An 18716-nucleotide genomic window follows, 5' to 3' on the forward strand; every position below is an offset into this window, starting at 1 on the left:
CTTGTGGTGGGTCGCGGGACCGAAAGCCATTCTTCCGCGCTCGCGCTACCCCGTGGTATGCTCTCTATCGCGCTTGCCGGGAAGCCGAACGCCGGCAAGTCGACGTTCTACACCGCGGCGACGCGCTCGGAGGTGGACGTCGCGAACTACCCGTTCACCACCATCGACGCGAACCGCGGCATCACGCACGCCCGCACGGAGTGCCCGTGCCTCACTCGGGAGGAGCGCTGCGGCCACGAGCACTGCCACGACGGCAAGCGCTACGTCCCCGTCGAACTGCTGGACGTCGCGGGGCTCGTCCCGGGCGCTCACGAGGGGCGCGGCCTCGGCAACCAGTTCCTCGACGAGCTCACGAACGCGGACGTCATCGTGAACGTCGTGGACGCCGCGGGCGCGACCAACGAGGAGGGCGAGCCCGTCGAAGTCGGCGCCCACGACCCAATCGAGGACATCGACTTCATCGAGGAGGAGATGGACCTCTGGTTGGCGGGCATCGTCGACCGCAACTGGGAGACCGTCGAGCGCCAGTCCCGGAGTCCCGGCTTCGACATCGAGGAGGCCGTGACGGACCTGATGACGGGGTTCGGCGCGACCGAGTACGACGTCGCCGCCGTGCTCCGCGGGATGGACTACTCCGAGGACCCCGTGCAGTGGTCCACGGAGGACCGCGAGGCGCTGGCACGCGGCGTCCGCGAGCGCACGAAACCCATCGTCGTCGTCGCGAACAAGATCGACGTCGCGCCCGCCGAGAACGTCCAGCGCCTGCTCGACCTCGACAAGCCCGTGATTCCCGCGACCGCGCAGGGCGAACTCGCGCTCCGCCGCGGCGTCGACGCCGGCTTCCTCGACTACGACCCGGGCGACGAGGACTTCCAAATCACGGGTGAGGTCAGCGACGGCCAGCGCGACGCCCTCGGCGACCTCCACGAGACGATGCGCGAGTACGGTGGCACGGGCGTCCAGGCGGCGCTGAACCACGCGGTCTACGACCTGCTGGACATGGTCACCGCCTACCCCGTGCAGGACCAGTCGAAGTGGACCGACGCGAAGGGCAACGTCCTCCCGGACGCGTTCCTCCTGGAGAACGGCTCGACGCCAGTCGATTTGGCGTACGCCGTCCACTCGGACATCGGCGACGGCTACCTCCACGCCGTGAACGCCAAGACCAACCGCGAGGTCGGCGAGGAGTACGAACTCGAGGAGGGCGACGTCGTGAAAATCGTCTCCACCGCGAAGTAGCTACTCGGACGCGACGAACAGCCCGACGGACCGCTCGACCTCGAAGGCGTCGTCGCCGATTCGCTCGCGGAACGCGTCCTCCAGCGCGAACGCGGCGTCGCCGTCGAAGCCGGGCAGCGAGAGCAGGTACGCGACCACCGGCTCCGGCTTCGTGATTCGCAGCGCGTGCTCGAACTCGCGGCGTTCGACGCTCGCGAACCGCCCGCGCAGCTGCGCTTCGCCGTTCTCCAGCGCGAACCCGCCGTCTGCGGGCCGGTCGCCGTACTCCGCGGCCGCGTCGTAGACGGCGCCGAGGTCGTCGGTCCCGGTCGTCGCCGCGTACAGCGTCCCGTCGGGCTTGAGCACGCGCCGAATCTCCGAGAGTGCCTGCTCGCGGTCCGCGTCCGTGAGGTGCGAGAGGACGAAGTGCGCGGTGACGGCGTCGAAGGTGTCGTCGGGGTAGGGGATGTCGCGGGCGTCCACGGCGTCGAAGTCGAACTCGCGGTCGACGTCCTCCAGCGCCTCCATCGCGTCCATCACCATCCCCGCGGAGGTGTCCGTCACGGTGACGTCCCAGCCGGCGGGAATCCGGTCGGCGTTGGCGGTCCAGAGCGCGCCGTGGCCCGAACCGAGCGAGAGCACGACGGCGTCCGCGGGGAGGTCGAACTGGTCGAACAGCCACTCGTGGGTGGACCGCTCCGCGGTCGAGAACCGCGCGTGCAAGACCTGTCGGGCGGCGAGGTTCGACGCGTCCGCGTACTGGTCGGCGAGCGCGTCGTCGTCCTGCCAGGCGTCCATACCCGACAGTCGCCGCGCGCGCCCTTCAGGACACCGCTCTCGCTACGCGAGCGGCCGGAACCACACCGCCGCCACGAGCACCGCGAGGAAGACGTAACAGCCCCGCACGAGCAGCATCGTCGCAATCGTCGGGTCGGCGCGCGCCGCGAACCACGCGACCACGGCGAACGCCGCGACCGCGACGACGGCGCTCGGGGGGAAGACGGCGAGCGCGGCGAGCGCGACCACGCCCGCCATCGCCGCGGCCATCAGACCGTACGCGAGCCGTCGCGCGCCCGGCTTCCCGAGCACGACGGCGACGCTGCGCTTGTCGATGGAGCGGTCGTAGTCGTAGTCCTGCGCGTCGTCGACGACCTTCACGCCCGAGAGCAACACGAGCAGGACGCCCGCGAACGCCAGCGGGCGGACCGCGAGCGTCCCAGCCTGCGCGTAGTAGCCGCCGACGAGCGCGACGGCGATGCCGAGCGGGTAGCCGGTCGTCGTCGTGACGGGGTTCGTGTCCAGTTGCGGCGCGTGGTGATACGCGATGAGCCACGCGGGCACCGCGAGCGCGGCGGCACCCGGACCGGCGAGCCACCAGAGACCGGCGACGCACGCGAAGAAGGCCAGCGACGCGGCGCGGATGGCGAGCCGACAGCCCGCCGCTGTGAGCGGGTGGTCGTCGTCCTCGCCGCGCACGTGGAAGTCCACGTAGCCGTCCTTGACGTGCGCGGTGTAGACGGCGAAGAACATCGCCGCGAGGTGGACGCCCGCGACGGCCAGCGAGAACTCGCCCGCGAGCACGGCGCCGAACCCCGCCGCCGCGAGCGGCGGCAGCATGAACACCGGGTGGACCTGCGAGAACAGCGCCGAAGCGGTCGCGCGGCCCCCGCTCCCGTGCCGCGTGATGTGCATACACGTAACATAGTTCGCGGGCGGCATAACTGTCAGGGACCGAACCACGAGAACGAGACCGGGCCGCTACCGGAGCGCGTTCGTCGCCGCGCGCATCACGTCCAGCGCCTCGCGGAGCTGTTCGGTGTCGGCGGCGTAGGAGATGCGGGCGTAGCCCTCGCCGTGCTCGCCGAACGCATCGCCGGGCACGACGACGACGCCGCGGTCGATGACCTCCTCGACCCAGCCCTCGGGGACTTTCGGCATCGCGTAGAACGCGCCCTCGGGCTTGGGCACGTCCAGGCCCATGTCTTCGAGTTCGTCGAGCACGAGGTCGCGGCGCTGTTCGAACGCCGCGACCATCTCGTCGACGACGTCCTGCGGTCCCGTGAGCGCGGCTTCGGCGGCGTACTGGGCGGGCGCGCTGGCGCAGGCCTGCGAGTACTGGTGGACGCGCAGCATCCGCTCGGCGCGGCGCTCGCTGGCGGCGACCCAGCCCAGCCGCCACCCCGTCATCGAGTACGTCTTCGAGCACGCGCCCACCACGACGACGTTGTCGGTCTCCGCGAACTCCATCGGCGAGCGGTGCTCGCCGTCGAAGACGATTTGCTCGTACACCTCGTCCGAGATACAGAGCACGTCGTGCTCGTCGGCGATGCGCGCGAACTCACGCATGTCCTCCGGGGACTGCACCGCGCCCGTCGGATTCGCCGGCGAGTTCACGACGAACGCCGCCGTGTCCTCCGTGATGTGCTCCTCGACGGTCGCGGGGTCGAGCGTGAGGTCCTCGCGGAGCGGCAGGCCGACGGGCTCGCCGCCCGCGAGCTTCGTCAGCGCGTCGTAGGAGACGAACCCGGGGTCCGGGAACAGGACCTCCTCGCCGGGGTCCACGTGGGCTTCCAGCGCGAGGTGCAGCGCCTCGCTGCCGCCGGACGTGGCGATGACGCCCTCCGGCGCGACGTCGAGGTCGTTGTCGCGGTCGTGCTTCCGGATGATGGCGTCCACGAGTTCGGGCGTCCCGCGGTTCGACGTGTACGCGTCCGCGTCGCCCGCCTCGATGGCGTCCACGGCGGCCTGCCGGGCGTGCTCGGGCGTCGGGAAGTCGGGCTGGCCGAGCCCGAGGTTGATGGCGTCCTCGCCGGCCGCCTCGAACACTTCCCGGATGCCGCTGATGGAGATGGCTTCGACTCGCTGGGAGAACTCCGTCATACGAACGACCCGGGCGGCGGGCGCCATAATTCCTCCTGTCCGCCCGTGGACTGCTGGGAGCCGAACCGTTTTCTCTCGCAGTCCACGAAGGCGAACATGGACCTCTCTGTCGTCGACCTCTCCCCGGTCCCCGAGGGCGGCACCGCGACGGACGCCTACGCGAACACCGTCGAGGCCGCCGAGCAGGCCGAACGACTCGGCTACGAGCGCTTCTGGGTCGCCGAACACCACGGCATGGGCGACACGCTCGCCGGCACCACCCCCGAGGTGTTGCTCGGCCACCTCGCCGCCGAAACCGAGTCGATTCGGCTCGGCTCCGGCGCCGTCCTCCTCAACCACTACAGCCCGCTGAAGGTCGCCGAGCAGTTCGGCTCGCTGGACGCTCTCGCCCCGGGCCGCGTTGACGCCGGCCTCGGGCGCGCGAACGGCTCGCCGGCGGTCGACCAAGCGCTCGGCACCGAGCGCCACGTCCCGAACCCCGACGAGGACCACCGCGAGAAAATCGAGGCGGTCGTCTCCCACCTCTACGACGACTACCCCGACACGCACGCGTACGGCGACATCGAGATTCCGCGCTCCGGCGACGAACCCCCGGTCCCGTGGGTGCTCGGCTCCAGCCCCTCCAGCGCGGAAATCGCGGGCAAGCTCGGGCTTCGGTACTGCTTCGCGGCGTTCATCCGCCCGCAGTTCGCCACGCACGCCTTCCAGCAGTACCGCGAGGCGTTCCAGTCCTCGCAGTTGCCCGGTAGTGTGGACGAACCCGAGGGCATGGTCGCGGTCAACGCCGTCTGCGCGGAGACCGACGAGGACGCCGCGCGACTGCGCGCGACCGCCGAAGCCTCCTTCCAGCGGATGCAGCGCGGCGTCACCGGCACCGCGCCGTCCGTCGAGGAAGCCATCGCGGAACTCGGCGGCGTCCCCGAGCCGACGCCCGAGACGCTGGACGACGACGAGTGGCCGCGCGCCATCTCCGGCAGTCCCGAGACATTGAACTCCCTCCTAGAACAGCTGGCGGACCGCGTGGGCGTCGACGAAGTGATGATTCAGCACGTCGTCGCCGACCACGAGGACGCGCTCCGCTCGCACGAGCTACTCGCCGACGGCGTCGGCCTCACGCCGCGCTGACGCGTCGGCCGCCGGCTCCGCGGCTCGCCCGTCGCCCGACTGGTCTTCGGCTCCGGCGTTCGCGAACTCGAAGCGCGCGCCCCCCGCCTCGCTGTCGGTCACGCTCACCGTCCAGCCGTGGGCGTCGGCGATGCTCTCGACGATGTTCAGCCCGAACCCCGTGCCGTCCGGGGACGTCGTGAATCCGGCGTCGAAGACGTTCTCGCGGTCGCTCTCGGGGACGCCGGGGCCGTCGTCCGCCACGTAGAACCCCGACCCGTCAGCGAGTTCGCCGACTTCCACCGCGACGTCGTCGCCGCCGTGTTCGACGGCGTTCCGGAAGAGGTTCTCGAACAGCTCGCGGATGCGGCTCTCGTCGCCCGCCACGGTCCCCAGCGACGCCGCCACGTCCAGCGTCGCGTCCCGGGTCTCGGTGGTCTGCCACGCCTCGGCGGCGACCCCGCCGAGGTCCACGCTGTCGAACTCGCTGACGACCTGGCCGCTGCGCGCCAGCGCCAGCACGTCCTCGACGAGCTCGTTCATCCGCGTGAGCGCGCGGGACGCCCGCTGGAGCGCCTCGCTGTCCCCCTCCGCGCGCGCCAACTCCACGGACCCCTCCGCGACGTTCAGGGGGTTGCGGAGGTCGTGGCTGACGACGCTGGCGAACTCCTCCAGGCGGTCGTTCTGACTGGCGAGCTCGCGCTCCCGGCGGCGCAGCTGCGTGCGCGCCTCGATGGACGTGACCGCGTGCCCGATGGTTTCCCCGAGCTCCGCCAGCACCTCCCGCTCGGGCTCGTCGAAGACGTACGCGCGGTTCGCGTACACGCTCAGGACGCCGTAGACGGTGCCGTCGTGGGTAATCGGGACGACCGCGACCGACTCGACGCCGTGCTCGGCGAACAGGTCGTGCCACGGCTCCATCGACGGGTCGGCGAACACGTCCTGCGAGCACTGAATCTCGCCCGTGCGGACGGCGCGCCCGCCGGCGCCACGCCCCTCAGGGACGTCCTCGTCGAGCGGGATGGCCAGCGGCTCGTAGTAGTCGTCCTCCAATCCCGCCCACGCGACGGGCGTGAGTTCGTCGTCCCCGGGCTCGTAGCGCCCGATCCACGCCGACTCGTAGGAGCCGGACTGCTGGATGCGCTCGCAGACGCGCCGTTCGAGGTCGTCGCGGGTGTCCGCGGCGACGACCTCCCGCGTGGCGATGCGGAGCGTGTCGTTGATGCGGTTCAACTGGTCGGCGCGCACCTGCTGTTGGCGGCGGCCCACGTCGTAGACGCCGACGAGGTAGCCGATGAGGCCGCCGAACGTCGCGGCGTTCGCGAGCGTCGACCAGAGGTTTGGCGGGAGCCCGCCCCGGTCTGCGCCGGTCGCGTACAGCCACGTCGTCGCGGCGACCAACACGACCACGCCGACGGCCACCCACGAGAGCGCCCGCGGGACGAACTGGTCGGCGACCCCCTCCGAGCGCGCTAACTGCACGCCCGCGGCGACGACGGCCGCCGACAGCACCAGCGGGAGGAACCCGTCGGCGAGCAGGTGGGCCGCCGACTCGCCTCTCGCCGCGCTAATCGTCCCCACGTGGAACGCCGCGAGGGCGAGCCCGAACACCGCGATGACGGTGCCGCCGGTACGGGACGACAGGGACACGAATACGATTGACGTACGCGCTATTCGAATAAGAGTCTACCCCCGGCCGACTACAGTTCGATGCGCTCGACGAGCTGGTCGCTGTCGCCGCCGGTGTTGAGCGCGACGATGCGGACGTCGTTCTCGATGCCGGACTTGTGGAGCTTCTCTTTGAGGAGGTTGTCCACCTGGTAGACGCCCGCGGCGTTGCGCATCTCGATTTCCACGAGCACGGGGCGCTCCTCGCCCTGTTCGAGGGTCACCGAGTCGATGGCCTGACTGGAGATGGTGTTGATGCCGCGGCCGCCGCGCTCGTAGGGGAGCCGCGACCGCCCGCGCTCCATGTCGAGGCCGTCGGCGACGCGGATGACGCCGGCCTCGGTCGTGAGTGGGTCCTCCTCGGTGTGGTGACAGAGAATCGCGTGCAGCACCTCGGCCTTCACGCGCACCGCTTCCGGGGTCGCGTAGAATTCGGGGAGGATGCGGTCCAGCAGGTCCGACGCGAGCGGAATCGAGTAGTACGCGTGGTCGTCGCGGTGGACGACGTGCCCGATGTCGTGCAGCGTCGCCGCCAGCGCGACGATGACGGCCTCGTCGGCCTCGTCGAGCCCTTGGTCGGTCGCGCCGTTGAACTCTACGCCCCCGCGCTTCAGGAGGTCGTAGAGCCGCAGCGCGCGGTTCCGGACGATCTCGATGTGCTTGGTGCCGTGGTCGTTGTACCCCTTCCGCTTCACGGGGTTGACGTTCTGCGCGTCGAGGTACGTCGTAATCTCGGGGTCGTCGGTGACGAACTCCAGCACCTCGTTGAGCCGCTCGTCGGGGAACGCGTGCTCGGCGTCGGGGTCGTACTCGCGGTCGGCGTCGGACTGCGTGGCGTCGCTCATACTCCGACGGTTCGCGGGCCGCCGTGAAAAACCGTGTGACGGGGCCGACACGCCGCATCGCCGACCCGCCACGAGCGGAAACGCCCGCGAGGACGCGTAGCGGCGTTTTCCGGGGGCGAACTGGGCGTTACTGCGAGCCTGAGAACAGCATAAAGCCTATAATTGCGAACCGGCTACCACCGAGTAGCGATGTTCACCAGTACTCCCCTGTTCATCGGCGGGCTGCCGGGCGGCATGGAGTGGGCAGTCATCCTGCTCATCGCCGTCCTCCTGTTCGGCGCGAACAAGATTCCGAAGCTCGCCCGCTCCAGCGGCGAGGCCATCGGCGAGTTCCAGAAAGGCCGCGAGGAAGTCGAACAGGAACTCCAAGAGATGCGCGACGGTCCCGAAACCGACGGCGAATCCACGACCACAGAGACCGAGACCACCACGGACTCGACGACCGGCGACGCGGACTCCGAGACCCCGTCCGGCAACTAACGTAACGGTTTTTCTGTGCCCCGTCCTCGCTCGACGTAGAGGGCGTGTGGCCAAGCGGACACGGCGAGAGGTTCCTAACCTCTAGATCGCGGGTTCGAGTCCCGCCACGCCCGCTCACTCGCGGTGCTCGTTCGCGGGCGTGGCGTAGCTCGCAAACGCGAAGCGTTTGCTCACTCCCGCCACGCCCGCGCAAGGAGGAGCGTACCGAGGCGACCGTCTCCCTCCGGTTCGAGCCCCCCTCACTTCCGTCGCGCCCGTTTCCTCAGTTCTGTTGCGCCCGCTTTCTGCCCGTTCGAGGAGAAAGGACGGCTTCGGCCGTTCTCGGGAAGTAACTGTTCGGACCCGAACTAATATCATCAACGTCCATGATTGTCCGGTATGGAGCGACCACTCCTCGTCACGGACTTCCTCGACCGCGCCCGCGAGTACTACGGCGACGAGACCGCCGTCGTCGCGACGACGGGCCAGCGGTACACGTACGACGAACTCGGCGAGCGCGCCGACCGGTTCGCCGCCGCGCTGCAGGCCCGCGGCGTCGAAGCGGGCGACCACGTGGCCGTCCTCGACCCGAACACGCACTACCACCTCGAAGCCGCCTACGGGACGATGCAGGCGGGCGCGATTCACACGCCGCTGAACTACCGGCTGACCCCCGAGGACTTCGAGTACGTCCTGAACGACGCGGGCGTCACCGCCATCTACGCCGACCACGAGTACGCCGAGAAGGTCGAAGCCGTCCGCGACGAGGTGCCCGTGGAGACGTTCATCACGAACGACGCCGACGCCGTCGACGGCGACTGGGAGGGCTTCGACGACGTGCTCGCGGCCGCCGGCGACTACGACCGCCCCGAGATGAGCGAGGACGACGTGGTGACCATCAACTACACGTCCGGGACGACCGGCGACCCGAAGGGCGTCTGCCGCACGCACCGCAACGAGACGCTGCACGCGTTCCTCGTCTCCTACCACCAAGACGTCCGGGACACCGACACCTACCTCTGGACACTCCCGATGTTCCACGTCAACGGCTGGGGCCACATCTACGCCGTCACGGGCGCCGGCGCCACCCACGTCTGCACCCGGGGCGTCGATGCCGCGTCCATCTTCGAGACCGTCCGCGAGGAGGACGTCTCGTACCTCTGTGCGGCGCCGACGGTCCTGAACATGCTCCAGGACTACTACGCGGACCACGACGTCGAGCCCTCCGGTGACGCGCCCGTGCGGGTGGCGACCGCGGGTAGCTCGCCGCCCGAGGCGACGATTCGCACCGTCGAGGACGAGTTCGGCTGGGACCTCGTCCACGTGTACGGCGCGACTGAGACGGGGCCGCTGGTCACCACGTCGAGCGCCGAGCGCCTGCTCGACGGCGAGGACCGGTACGCGCTCCAGAAGCGACAGGGCATCGGGTTCCTCGGCACCGAAATCCGGGTCGTCGACGAGGACGGCGAGGACGTGCCGTGGGACGACACAACCATCGGGGAAATCGTCGTCAGCGGCAACCAGGTGATGGACGGCTACTGGAACAAGCCCGAGGCGACCGAGGAGGCGTTCAACGACCGCGTCGAGGGGTACTACCACACGGGCGACCTCGCGGTCGTCGACGAGCACGGCTTCGTCGCCATCCAGGACCGCTCGAAGGACATCATCATCTCCGGCGGGGAGAACATCTCCTCCATCGAGCTGGAGGACGCCCTCTTCGACCACCCCGAGGTGGGCGACGCCGCCGTGATTCCATCCCCGCACGAGGAGTGGGGGGAGACGCCGAAGGCGTTCGTCGTGCCGGCGTCCGGCGACCCCGAGAGTCCGGGCGTCACCGCCGACGAGCTCGCGGAGTTCACCCGCGAGCGCCTCGCCTCCTACAAGGCGGTGCGGCGCGTCGAGTTCGTCGCGGAGCTGCCGACGACGGCCACCGGGAAGGTCCAGAAGTACGAACTCCGCGAGCGCGAGTGGGCCGACGAGGAGTCGATGGTCGGACAGGGGTAGTCGGCGGCGCTGGCCGCGCTCGTGGTCGCTCGCCGACAGTTCCCCGTCACCTTCTTGCGTGTCACCAGCCAACCGAGGGGGCATGGACGCGCGCGGACAGAGCGAGACCATCGGGGTGGTGTTGCTGCTCGCCATCACCGTCGCCGGCGTCGGGGCCGTCGTCGCGGTGGGCGGCAGCGCACTCGACACGGCGCAGGACCAGTCGTCGGTCCAGCGCGCCGAGCAGTCGATGAGTCTCTTCGACGCGCGTACCGCGCTCGTGGCGCTCGGGCGGTCGGACGGCCAGTCGCTGACGCTGGCGAACGCCGAGCGCGGCCGCTACGAGGTGCGGCCGGACACCGGCCGCATGGTGGTCGTCCGCGAGCAGCAGGACGGCACGACGACCGAGTACGTGGACACGACCCTTGGGTCGGTCGTCTACCAGAACGGCGACAGCGAGGTCGCGTACCAGGGCGGCGGCGTGTGGCGCTCGCGGGGCGCGGGCGCGGAGATGGTGTCGCCGCCGGAGTTCAACTATCAGGGCGCGACCCTGACGCTGCCGGTGATTCGCGTGACCGGCGGCGCGCAGTCCGCGGGCGGCGCGCCGACCGCTCGCGTGACGGGCAACGAGGCGGCGTCGAACCGCTCGGTGTTCCCGGGGCCGGGGCGGTCGAACCCGCTGGAGAACGGCACCGTCACCGTCGCCGTGGAGAGCGACTACTACCGCGGCTGGGCGTCGTTCTTCCGGTCGCGGACCAGCGGGAACGTCTCCGTGCTCCCCGACCAGAACCGCGTGGAGCTGGAGCTCGTCGCGCGCGGCGGCGGCGGCCAGTTCACGCTCAGCGACACGCCGCGGCGGCTCCGCGGCGTCGCCGAGACCGACCCCATCGAGTCGCTGTCGTTCACGCTCCGCCCGAAGAACCCCTCGGGGTTCAGGCCAATGGACTGGTCGATGGTCCTCGACAACGGCGGCGACCAGCAGTTCCGCGTCCACATCCCGCGCGGGAAGCCCTGCGAGGGCGAGCCGTTGCCCGTGAACGCCACCTACGAGGACGGCGGGACGACGCACACGTGGGAGAACGACTCCGCAGTGAACGAGTCGGGGACGTCGTTCGTCGCCGACTGCGACGGCGACGAGCCGGTGTTGCATCTCGACTTCACCGGGAACACGTCGCTTCCCTACGAGGGCAGTGACCCGCCGATAGCCAACGACTCCATCGGCGCCATCGTCGACTACGCGTTCGCCGAGATGGGGCCGACGGTCGACCTCCGCGTCGAGAAGCAGGGCAACGGCAACTCCGCGGGCGTCCAGCTGGACGAGTCCAGCGGCGAAGTCGTCTACGACTCCTCCGGCGACCGCGTCGTCACGTTCCTCCACGTCACGGAGAACGCGGTGAACGTGACCGTGGACTGACTACGAGAGTTCGACGTCCACGAAGACCGCCTGCACGTAGACGTCGTCGCCGAGCGCGCACTCGACCCGGTCGGTCTGTCCCTCCGCCGGGCCGTCGCAGTTCGCGCCCAACTCTCCCTCAAGGTATCGCTCCCACGCGGCGGCCCGTGGCGACTCGACGGTGAGGTTCGTCGCCGTTGTGAAGCGCTCGACGTCCCGCGAGGCGACGTCGGTCCTGACGAGCAGGCGCCGCGTGCCGTCCGTCGAAATCTCGCGGCTCGCGGCGCGCGTGACGACCAGCGGGACGAGCGTGCGCTCGCCCGCGGAGACGCGCGGCTCGCCGAACAGCACCGCGCGGTCGCCGTACTCCCGGAACAGCGCGCCGTTCGAGTAGACGAGGCGGTCGCCGTCGTCCGCGCGGTAGACGAGCGGGCTGGTGGTGACCTCGTAGTAGCCGCTGTCGGCGGTCGTGACGTTGAACGTGACTTCCTCGCCGAACCCGAGCGCGCCGTCGGACAGCAACACCTCCGTCGTGCGGCTGGGCGCGCCGCGGACCGCGAGGTCGTCCACGTTGGAGTCGAGGACGTCGAACGCGCGCTCGGTGTTCGCGAACTGCTGGGCGTCCCGCGCGCCGGTGAGCGCGTCGTACCCGCCGACGTAGACGACCGCGACGGTGGAGACGATGATGGCGAAGATGAGGACGAACCCGAGCGCGTCGCTGACCCCGCGGTCGCCCGAAGCGCCGCCGACGCGCACGCTACGCATCCTCGACCTCCAGTTGGTCGCCGTCGTAGCCCACGGCGAAGTCGCCGCCCGAGACGGTCGCGTTCTCGACGGGCGTCTCCGTCTGGAACTCGACGGTGACGGTGACGTCCGAGCGGTCGGCGTCGAGGACGACGGTGTCGTTCCCGGACTCGTTGACGCGCACGTCGTACGCGACGCCCGCGACGCGCGGCGGCGCTTCGACGGCGTACCGGACGCTGCCGCCGTCGCTGGCGCGCGCGAGCGTGTCCGCGGCCGCGAGGTCCGCCGCCACGCGGTCGCCGACGACGCGGAGTTCGGTCTCGACGGCGCGGTCGCGCTGGGTCTCCACGAGCGACCCCGCGGAGAACAGCAGCATCGTCACGAGGATGGCGGCGACGCCGATGTTCAACACGTACCCCAGCGCCGTGGAGACGCCGCGGTCGTCGCGGCGCAGGCTCACATCCGCCACAGTACCACCTCCACTTCGACGACGGCGTACGCGTGGCCGGGCGCGTTCGGCGCGAAGTAGCGCTCGCCGGTCGCGTCGTCGACGTCCGCGAGCGTCTTCGCCGTCGGCTCGAAGCGCGTGCCGTTGCGCTCCGTGATCGACTGGTTGTCGTACAGCGTCACCAGCCGCGTCGCCGCCACCGCGTCCGCGCTCGGGTCGCCGTGGTGGACGACCCGGCGGGTGCGGCGGTCGCCGTTCGCGTCCACGTAGTAGGCGTTGACGTTGTACGCGACCGCGCGGTCGCCGAACGTCTCCTCGACGGCCAGCAGGAACGACGCGTTCGGCGGCTCGCCGACGTAGTAGCCGTTGGCGCTGGCGTTCGCGAACGATGCGCCGGTGCCGTTCCAGTAACGCAGCGTCCGCGAGAGGTTGCCGTTCGCGCGCTCGGTCTCCAGCAGGCCGGAGGCGGCGCGCTCGTGTTGGGTCTCGATGTGCTGGCTGGCCGTGCTCGCGGTCAGCGGCGTCACCGCGGTCGCCTGAATCGTGAACGCGACCGTCGCGACCACCAGCAGCGCGGCGGCGACGCCCTCCAGCGTGTGCGCTTGCCCCCGCATGCTACCACACCCTCACGACGAGTTCGTAGCGGTCGCCGCCGACGGTGACGCTCCGCCACGCGACGGTGGCGTCGGCGTCCCCGGGAAGCGACTGGCCGGCCGCCGCGCGTACGTCGTCGATGGTCGCCACGTCGCCGGTCGTGTTCGTCAGCGTGACGTTCACCGACTTGTAGTCGCGCATCGCCAGCTCGCCGACGGCGTCGCCGTCCTCGAAGAACGCGGCCGTCCGCTCCGCGTCGAGGTCGTAGGGGTGGTTCGGTGACGCGAGGCGGTCGGTCGCGAGGTCGTCGGCGACGCGGTTCGCGGAGACGGGGTCGCCGACGTCCGGATCCGCGAACGGCGTGATGATGCCGGGGACGAACGCGAACGCGAACGCCACGGTCACGAGGAAGATGCTGACGCCCGCGGCGAAGTCCATGGTGGTCTGTGCTCGGGACATGTCAGGCGAACGAGAACGCGACGAGCGCGACGGTCGGCAGCGCGACCGCGAACTTCACGCCCGACAGCAGGCTGGCGTCGCGGATGTACCCCGCGACGAACCCGGAGATAACTCCCTGCATCGTCACCGCGTGGAAGAACATCATCCCCAGCAGCTCGGTGTCGATGTCCCCGCCGAAGCTCAACTGGCCGCCGGCGCCGCCCGCGCCCCCGGTCGAGGTCTCCAGCCCGCTCATCGTGCCGAGGAACTTCACCTGGAGGATGAGCATCACCGCCAGCAGCGTGAGGTACGTCATGATGATGATGACGACCTGCATGCGGGCCCGCGAGCGGCGCTCGCGCTCGATGTCGTCTTGGTTCTCGCTGGCCTGGGCGGCCGTCGAGAGCACCGCCGTAATCTGACTGGACGCCTCCTGTGCCTTCGTGATGAGCTTGACCGTGCGGGCGAGCCGCGGGATGTGGTACTTGTTGTTGAACTCGACGAGCGCGCGCTTCAGACTCGTGCCGTAGTTCACCTTCGCGTACATCGTCTCGAACTCCTCGCCGAGCTTCCCGCTGGTGGTCTCCGACACCGCGCCGATGGACTCCAGAATCGTCATCCCGGTGTCGTTCGCGGAGGAGAGCTTCCGGAGGTTGTCCGAGAGCTTGTTCGTGATGCGGCGCCGCGAGCGCACGTTCCACTCGCGGAACACCGCCAGCGGGAACCCGACGAGGTACAGCGGGAGGTAGACGTAGAGGAACGTCCCCCAGATTGGCGCGTCGACCATGCCGTCAAGCGTCGTCGGCGCGAGGCCCGCGAGGAACGCGTTCGCGACGAGCACGAGCGTCACGGGCACGGTGAACGCGAGCGTGAACAGCGGGTTGTCACGGAAGAAGCGCGCGGGGTGGCGCATCACCTGCATCGTCTCGTAGGTGCCCTCGCGGCGCTTCACGCGGTCGAAAATCGAGTACTCGCCGACGAAGCGCTCCACGAGACCGAGGCTGAGCAGGCCGGGTTCGCGGCGGCCGGCGTCCTCGCCCTCGAACTCGAGGTAGCCGTCCCCGATTTCGTCCTGCTTGACCGTGGAGACGAGCACGAGGAACCCCAGCCCGACGATTGGCGTCAGCACGTAGACGGTGGCGTAGAGGAGGCGCATCTGGGCCTGCCCGAGCATGCTCATGATGACGAGGATGATGATGAGCAGCAGCGGGAACAGCGACAGCGTCATGTACATCTCGCCGAACAACTCCAGCGTGTCGAGCGTGAGCTCCTGTTGCTGTTTGGCGGTGCGCATGTGCTTGTCCTTCTTGTCCGAGAGGAACTCCGTCATGTCCCCGCCGGAGTTGATGATGGAGAGCATGTCCGTGAGGAACTGGCTGAGCTCGTCGCTGGGCGTCTCCATCGAGCGATTCCGCACCGCCGTCCGGTAGTCCGTGTCGAAGTACTCGGTCTCCTGGACGATGCTGCGGAACTCCATGGCGACCTCGCCGTACGTGTCGTCGGCCTTCGCCATCGCCTCGAGAATCTCCAGTTGGTTCATGCCGCCGATGGACAGCGCGTACATGAAGGATACGGCGTCCGGCAGCAGCATGTTGATCTCGCGCTCCCGGCTGCTGGAGCGCATGTACGGCACGGAGAGCAGCCCGCCGAACCCGACGGTGAAGCCGACGAACCCGAACAGGAGTCCGGTACCGACCACCAGCGCGGGAATCTTCAGCGCCTGTACGATGGCCAAAAGCGTCTCGTTCGGAACGGGGACGCCGATGAGCGTCTCCGTCTCCACGAGCCCGGTGTAGAAGAGGCCGTAGCCGAGCCCGAGCCCGAGCAGCCACAGGAGGACGCCCGCGACGACGCCGACGCCGATGGCGCGGGAGACGAACAGCTCCACGGGGTCGTCCATGCGGGCTTCCGCGAGCTTCGTCTCCACGTCCGCGACGAAGTCGCTGCCGTCGCTGAACGCCCACTGGTAGACGGGGAAGAACGCGTCCGCGACGGCGTCCGCGCCCTCGCCGAACGACTGCGACCCCGTGCTCATTCGGCGTCCTCCTCACGTTCCGCGCGGTCGCCGTCGCCGGCGGCGGGCTCGAACGCCCCGAACCCGTCGGCGTCGCTGACCGGCTCTATCGCGGGTTCGAGGTCGTCACCCGCGAACGGGTCCGTCCTCTCACGTTCCGCGTCGCTTCGCTCGCTGCCGGGCGCGAACTCGGCGTCGGTCACTTCCTCGATGGCGGCTTCGAGGTCGTCGGCGTCCAGTCCGCGGGTGTCCGCGACCACGTCCTCGTCGGCGGCGTCGGGCGTGAGCGCGGTCGCCAGCGAGTCCGCGGACTCGCCCTCGAACTCCGCGAGCACGCCGCCCTCCTCGCGGGCGGTTTCGAGGATGTCCTCGGCCTCTTCGAGCACGCTCTCGGAGGGGTCCGGGCGCGGGACCATCGCCTCCTTGTCGGGGTCGACGTCGATGAGCACGCTCTCCATCCCGCGGAGGTCCTCTAAGGCGTCCTCCAGTCGGCCGTTGGCGACGAGCGTGAGGATTGTCTCGGGGTCGTTGATGTACGCCTGCGCGGTCGCGGCGACCTGCGCGTACTCGTTGAGCCCCTGCTCGATGAGGTACGCCAGCAGGACGCGGCGCTCCTGCAGTTGGCGGTCCAGTTCCATCTGCGTCCAGCCGCGGTCGAACTTGATGTCCTCCAGCGTCGAGGAGTCCGCGGTCTGTCGGTAGGAGTCGTCCTCGGGCTCCCACTGGAAGACGTCGTTGACGTTGATTTCGTCGTTTTCCGGATCGTAGCGGTTGATCTCGGTAATCGAGCGGTTGCGGCGGACCTTCTGTCCGCGCACCCGCGTCTGGGACTGCACGCTCACGAGGTCCAGCGCGGTGAACAGCGTCTTCGAGACGTTGATGGGTTCGGTGGTGAAGCGCTTGAGGACCTCGCCGACGTTGTCCGCGTGGAACGTCGTGTACGTGGTGTGGCCGGTGCTCATCACCTGGAAGAGCGTGCGGCCCTCCTCGCCGCGCACCTCGCCCATCACGATGTAGTCGGGGCGCTGGCGGAGCGCGGCCTCCAGCAGGTCGAACTCGTCGATGTCGCCGGTCTCGTCCTCGCCGAAGCTCGGGCGCGTGACCGACGCAATCCAGTTGCGCTGGGGGAGTTCGACCTCGCGGGTGTCCTCGATGGAGACGATTTTCGCGTTGCTCGGGATGAACAGCGAGACGGCGTTCAGGCTCGTGGTCTTCCCGGACGCGGTGCCGCCCGCGAACACGAGGCTCTTGTGGGACTCGATGCACAGCCAGAGGAACGCCATCTCGTCGAGGCTGAACGTCTGCCAGTTGATGAGGTCCACGGGCGTGAACGGCACGTCCTTGAACTGGCGGATGGTGTAGTTGGTGCCGTGGTCGCTGACCTCCTGTCCGAGCGTCAGCTGGGCGCGCGAGCCGTCCCGGAGCGTGGCGTCCACCTGCGGCTGGCGCTTCGAGATGCCCTTCCCGGAGCGCTGCGCGAGCTTCACCACGAAGTCGTCTAAGCTCTCGCGGCCGTGGTAGACGTTCGTGATGAGGTTCTCGTAGTCGGTGTGGTAGACGAACACCGGCGAGTCGTAGCCGTCGCAGGAGATGTCCTCGACGTTGATGTCGTGCTTGATGCCGTCGATGCGCTCGTAGCCGATGAAGTTCCGCTGGAGGACGTACAGCAGGGTCTCCACCTGGTACTGCGTGAGCGCGTCCGGGTCCTCCGCGAGCACCGCGGGCTCGGGGCGCGCCATGATGCCGTCGAGGTGGGTGTCGTCGGGTTCGACCGGCGGCCCCCCGCGCCCGACGGCCGCCAGCAGTTTGTCGACGAGCGACTGCTCGCGCCCCACCGGGCCGTCGTAGAGGTCGTAGCGCTCCAGCAGTTTCCGCGTCTCGCGCTCGATGACGCCGCGGCGCTCGGCCTCGTCGCCGGCGGCCGCAACGTCGTCGCTGGCGTACTTGATGGCGGTCCGGAGCTTCTCCGTGAGGAACTCCTGGAGGTCCTCCTCGATGGGGTTCCGGTAGGGCTCCACGAGGTAGTACTTCTTCTCGTTCTCGCGGTCGGAGTGGAAGATGACGACGAACGCGTACGGCTTGTTCACCCAGTAGCGCTCGACCTCCCGGAAGTGCCGCTTCTTCTCCATCGGCACCGCCTTCTCCAGGTCGTAGCGGTTCGCGATGGTCGTCTTCCCCTCGATAGTCGAGAAGAACGCGTCCTCGTCGATGTCCTCGTGAATGTCGACCGTGCGCTCGTCTTCGAGGTCGAGCATCTTGTCGGCGGCGTCGTCTTTCACGGACAGCCAGTTCTCGACGTTCTCCGGGGCGAAGCCGAGGTGCTCCACGGGGTCGAAGCGGACGATTTCGCCGTCGTCGTCGCGCGGTCTCGTCCAGTCGTTGTCGCCGACGTAGTAGTACTCGCGCTTGAAGTGCTCCCACATCCACTCGTCTTTCGCGACCGGCGTCGTCTCGGGGTCGGTGAACTCGTCGAAGTAGTCGTGGAAGTTGCTCGCGCGCCGCGCCGCCGTCGCGAGCACGTCGCCCTTCTCGTCGGGGTCGAACCCGAGGTCGCCGCTCGGGTCGGCCTCGACGGCGTCCCACTTCGGCTCCGGCGGGTCCGCGCCGAGTTCGTCCCACTCGGGGTACGGCGGCTCGACGGTCTCCCTCCTGCCCGCGTCGGCGGCCGCGAGCTCGTGTCTCGCGCGCTCGCGGCGCTGTCGGACGCGGTCGGCGGCGTCGTCGTCGCCGTACTCCTCCAGATAGTCCACCCAGGAGTAGTCGCCGACCGTCGCGCCGACGTCGTACTCGCGGACCGCGGGCGCGAGGTCGCTCCAGTCGTAGTCGCGGTTCCGCGCCCCCGGTGTGCCCTCCGCTGGTGTGCCGTCGGTGCCGCCGCCGGTCGTCGCCCCGCCGGCTTCGGCATCGTCGCCTGCCATTGGCTGGTAC

The 18716-nt window shown here is 69.5% G+C and carries 16 protein-coding genes and 1 tRNA gene; 6 read left to right on the top strand and 11 right to left on the bottom strand.

Annotated elements, in window-relative coordinates:
• Positions 1-57 precede the first annotated feature (57 nt).
• Complete coding sequence (locus ABSL23_RS09010; protein ID WP_353633475.1) at positions 58-1239, top strand: redox-regulated ATPase YchF; 1182 nt, start codon at positions 58-60, stop codon at positions 1237-1239.
• Here the strand turns inward: ABSL23_RS09010 and ABSL23_RS09015 are convergent, their stop codons facing one another.
• From ABSL23_RS09015 to ABSL23_RS09025, 3 genes are all read right to left on the bottom strand, one after another.
• The gene (locus ABSL23_RS09015) at positions 1240-2016 is read right to left on the bottom strand and encodes a class I SAM-dependent methyltransferase (protein ID WP_353633476.1); all 777 of its coding nucleotides are present in this window, start codon (positions 2014-2016) and stop codon (positions 1240-1242) included. It abuts the gene before it with no gap.
• A 42-nt stretch (positions 2017-2058) separates the two neighbouring features.
• A complete protein-coding gene (locus tag ABSL23_RS09020; protein ID WP_353633477.1) occupies positions 2059-2910 on the bottom strand; it encodes a UbiA family prenyltransferase in 852 nt (283 codons plus the stop codon).
• A 66-nt stretch (positions 2911-2976) separates the two neighbouring features.
• A complete protein-coding gene (locus ABSL23_RS09025) occupies positions 2977-4098 on the bottom strand; it encodes a pyridoxal phosphate-dependent aminotransferase (RefSeq protein WP_353633478.1) in 1122 nt (373 codons plus the stop codon).
• A 96-nt stretch (positions 4099-4194) separates the two neighbouring features.
• Between ABSL23_RS09025 and ABSL23_RS09030 the strand changes: the two genes are divergently transcribed.
• Entirely contained in the window at positions 4195-5223 is a 1029-nt protein-coding gene (locus tag ABSL23_RS09030; protein WP_353633479.1) for an LLM class flavin-dependent oxidoreductase, read from the top strand.
• On the opposite strand, the gene ABSL23_RS09035 is transcribed toward ABSL23_RS09030, so the two are convergent.
• Both ABSL23_RS09035 and ABSL23_RS09040 read right to left on the bottom strand, forming a co-directional pair.
• Positions 5188-6852 (bottom strand): GAF domain-containing protein, encoded by a 1665-nt coding sequence (locus tag ABSL23_RS09035; RefSeq protein WP_353633480.1) that lies wholly within the window; start codon positions 6850-6852, stop codon positions 5188-5190. The two genes, ABSL23_RS09030 and ABSL23_RS09035, sit on opposite strands and share 36 nt — an antisense overlap.
• 50 nt (positions 6853-6902) lie before the next feature.
• Complete coding sequence (locus ABSL23_RS09040) at positions 6903-7715, bottom strand: HD domain-containing protein (RefSeq protein WP_353633481.1); 813 nt, start codon at positions 7713-7715, stop codon at positions 6903-6905.
• Positions 7716-7904: 189 nt separating this feature from the next.
• On the opposite strand from ABSL23_RS09040, the gene ABSL23_RS09045 reads away from it, so the two are divergent.
• From ABSL23_RS09045 to ABSL23_RS09060, 4 genes are all read left to right on the top strand, one after another.
• Positions 7905-8195 carry a twin-arginine translocase TatA/TatE family subunit gene (locus ABSL23_RS09045; protein WP_059056293.1) on the top strand — a complete coding sequence of 97 codons (291 nt, stop codon included), beginning with the start codon at positions 7905-7907 and terminating at the stop codon, positions 8193-8195.
• A 40-nt stretch (positions 8196-8235) separates the two neighbouring features.
• Positions 8236-8308 (top strand) — tRNA-Arg (locus tag ABSL23_RS09050).
• Between the two features lie 265 nt (positions 8309-8573).
• Entirely contained in the window at positions 8574-10178 is a 1605-nt protein-coding gene (locus tag ABSL23_RS09055) for a long-chain-fatty-acid--CoA ligase (RefSeq protein WP_353633482.1), read from the top strand.
• Between the two features lie 82 nt (positions 10179-10260).
• Positions 10261-11571, top strand: a complete 1311-nt coding sequence (locus ABSL23_RS09060) for a hypothetical protein (protein WP_353633483.1) — start codon at positions 10261-10263, stop codon at positions 11569-11571.
• Here the strand turns inward: ABSL23_RS09060 and ABSL23_RS09065 are convergent, their stop codons facing one another.
• Genes ABSL23_RS09065 through ABSL23_RS09090 form a run of 6 tightly spaced genes read right to left on the bottom strand, consistent with a single transcriptional unit; the run spans position 11572 to position 18706 of the window.
• Complete coding sequence (locus ABSL23_RS09065) at positions 11572-12315, bottom strand: hypothetical protein (protein ID WP_353633484.1); 744 nt, start codon at positions 12313-12315, stop codon at positions 11572-11574.
• Positions 12308-12763: a hypothetical protein gene (locus ABSL23_RS09070; protein ID WP_143416408.1), complete on the bottom strand. Its 456-nt coding sequence runs from the start codon at positions 12761-12763 to the stop codon at positions 12308-12310. Before ABSL23_RS09070 ends, ABSL23_RS09065 begins: the two co-directional genes overlap by 8 nt.
• A complete protein-coding gene (locus ABSL23_RS09075; protein WP_353633485.1) occupies positions 12751-13356 on the bottom strand; it encodes a hypothetical protein in 606 nt (201 codons plus the stop codon). Before ABSL23_RS09075 ends, ABSL23_RS09070 begins: the two co-directional genes overlap by 13 nt.
• A gap of 1 nt (position 13357) precedes the next feature.
• Positions 13358-13774: a hypothetical protein gene (locus ABSL23_RS09080; protein ID WP_059056299.1), complete on the bottom strand. Its 417-nt coding sequence runs from the start codon at positions 13772-13774 to the stop codon at positions 13358-13360.
• Positions 13775-13796: 22 nt separating this feature from the next.
• On the bottom strand, positions 13797-15809 hold the full coding sequence (locus ABSL23_RS09085; RefSeq protein ID WP_353633486.1) for a type II secretion system F family protein: 2013 nt from the start codon (positions 15807-15809) through the stop codon (positions 13797-13799).
• On the bottom strand, positions 15806-18706 hold the full coding sequence (locus ABSL23_RS09090) for a type II/IV secretion system ATPase subunit (RefSeq protein ID WP_353633487.1): 2901 nt from the start codon (positions 18704-18706) through the stop codon (positions 15806-15808). The genes ABSL23_RS09085 and ABSL23_RS09090 overlap by 4 nt, the downstream gene beginning before the upstream one ends.
• Between the last annotated feature and the right edge of the window lie 10 nt (positions 18707-18716).

The organism is Halobacterium sp. NMX12-1 (genome assembly GCF_040435975.1).
Lineage (GTDB): Archaea > Halobacteriota > Halobacteria > Halobacteriales > Halobacteriaceae > Halobacterium > Halobacterium hubeiense.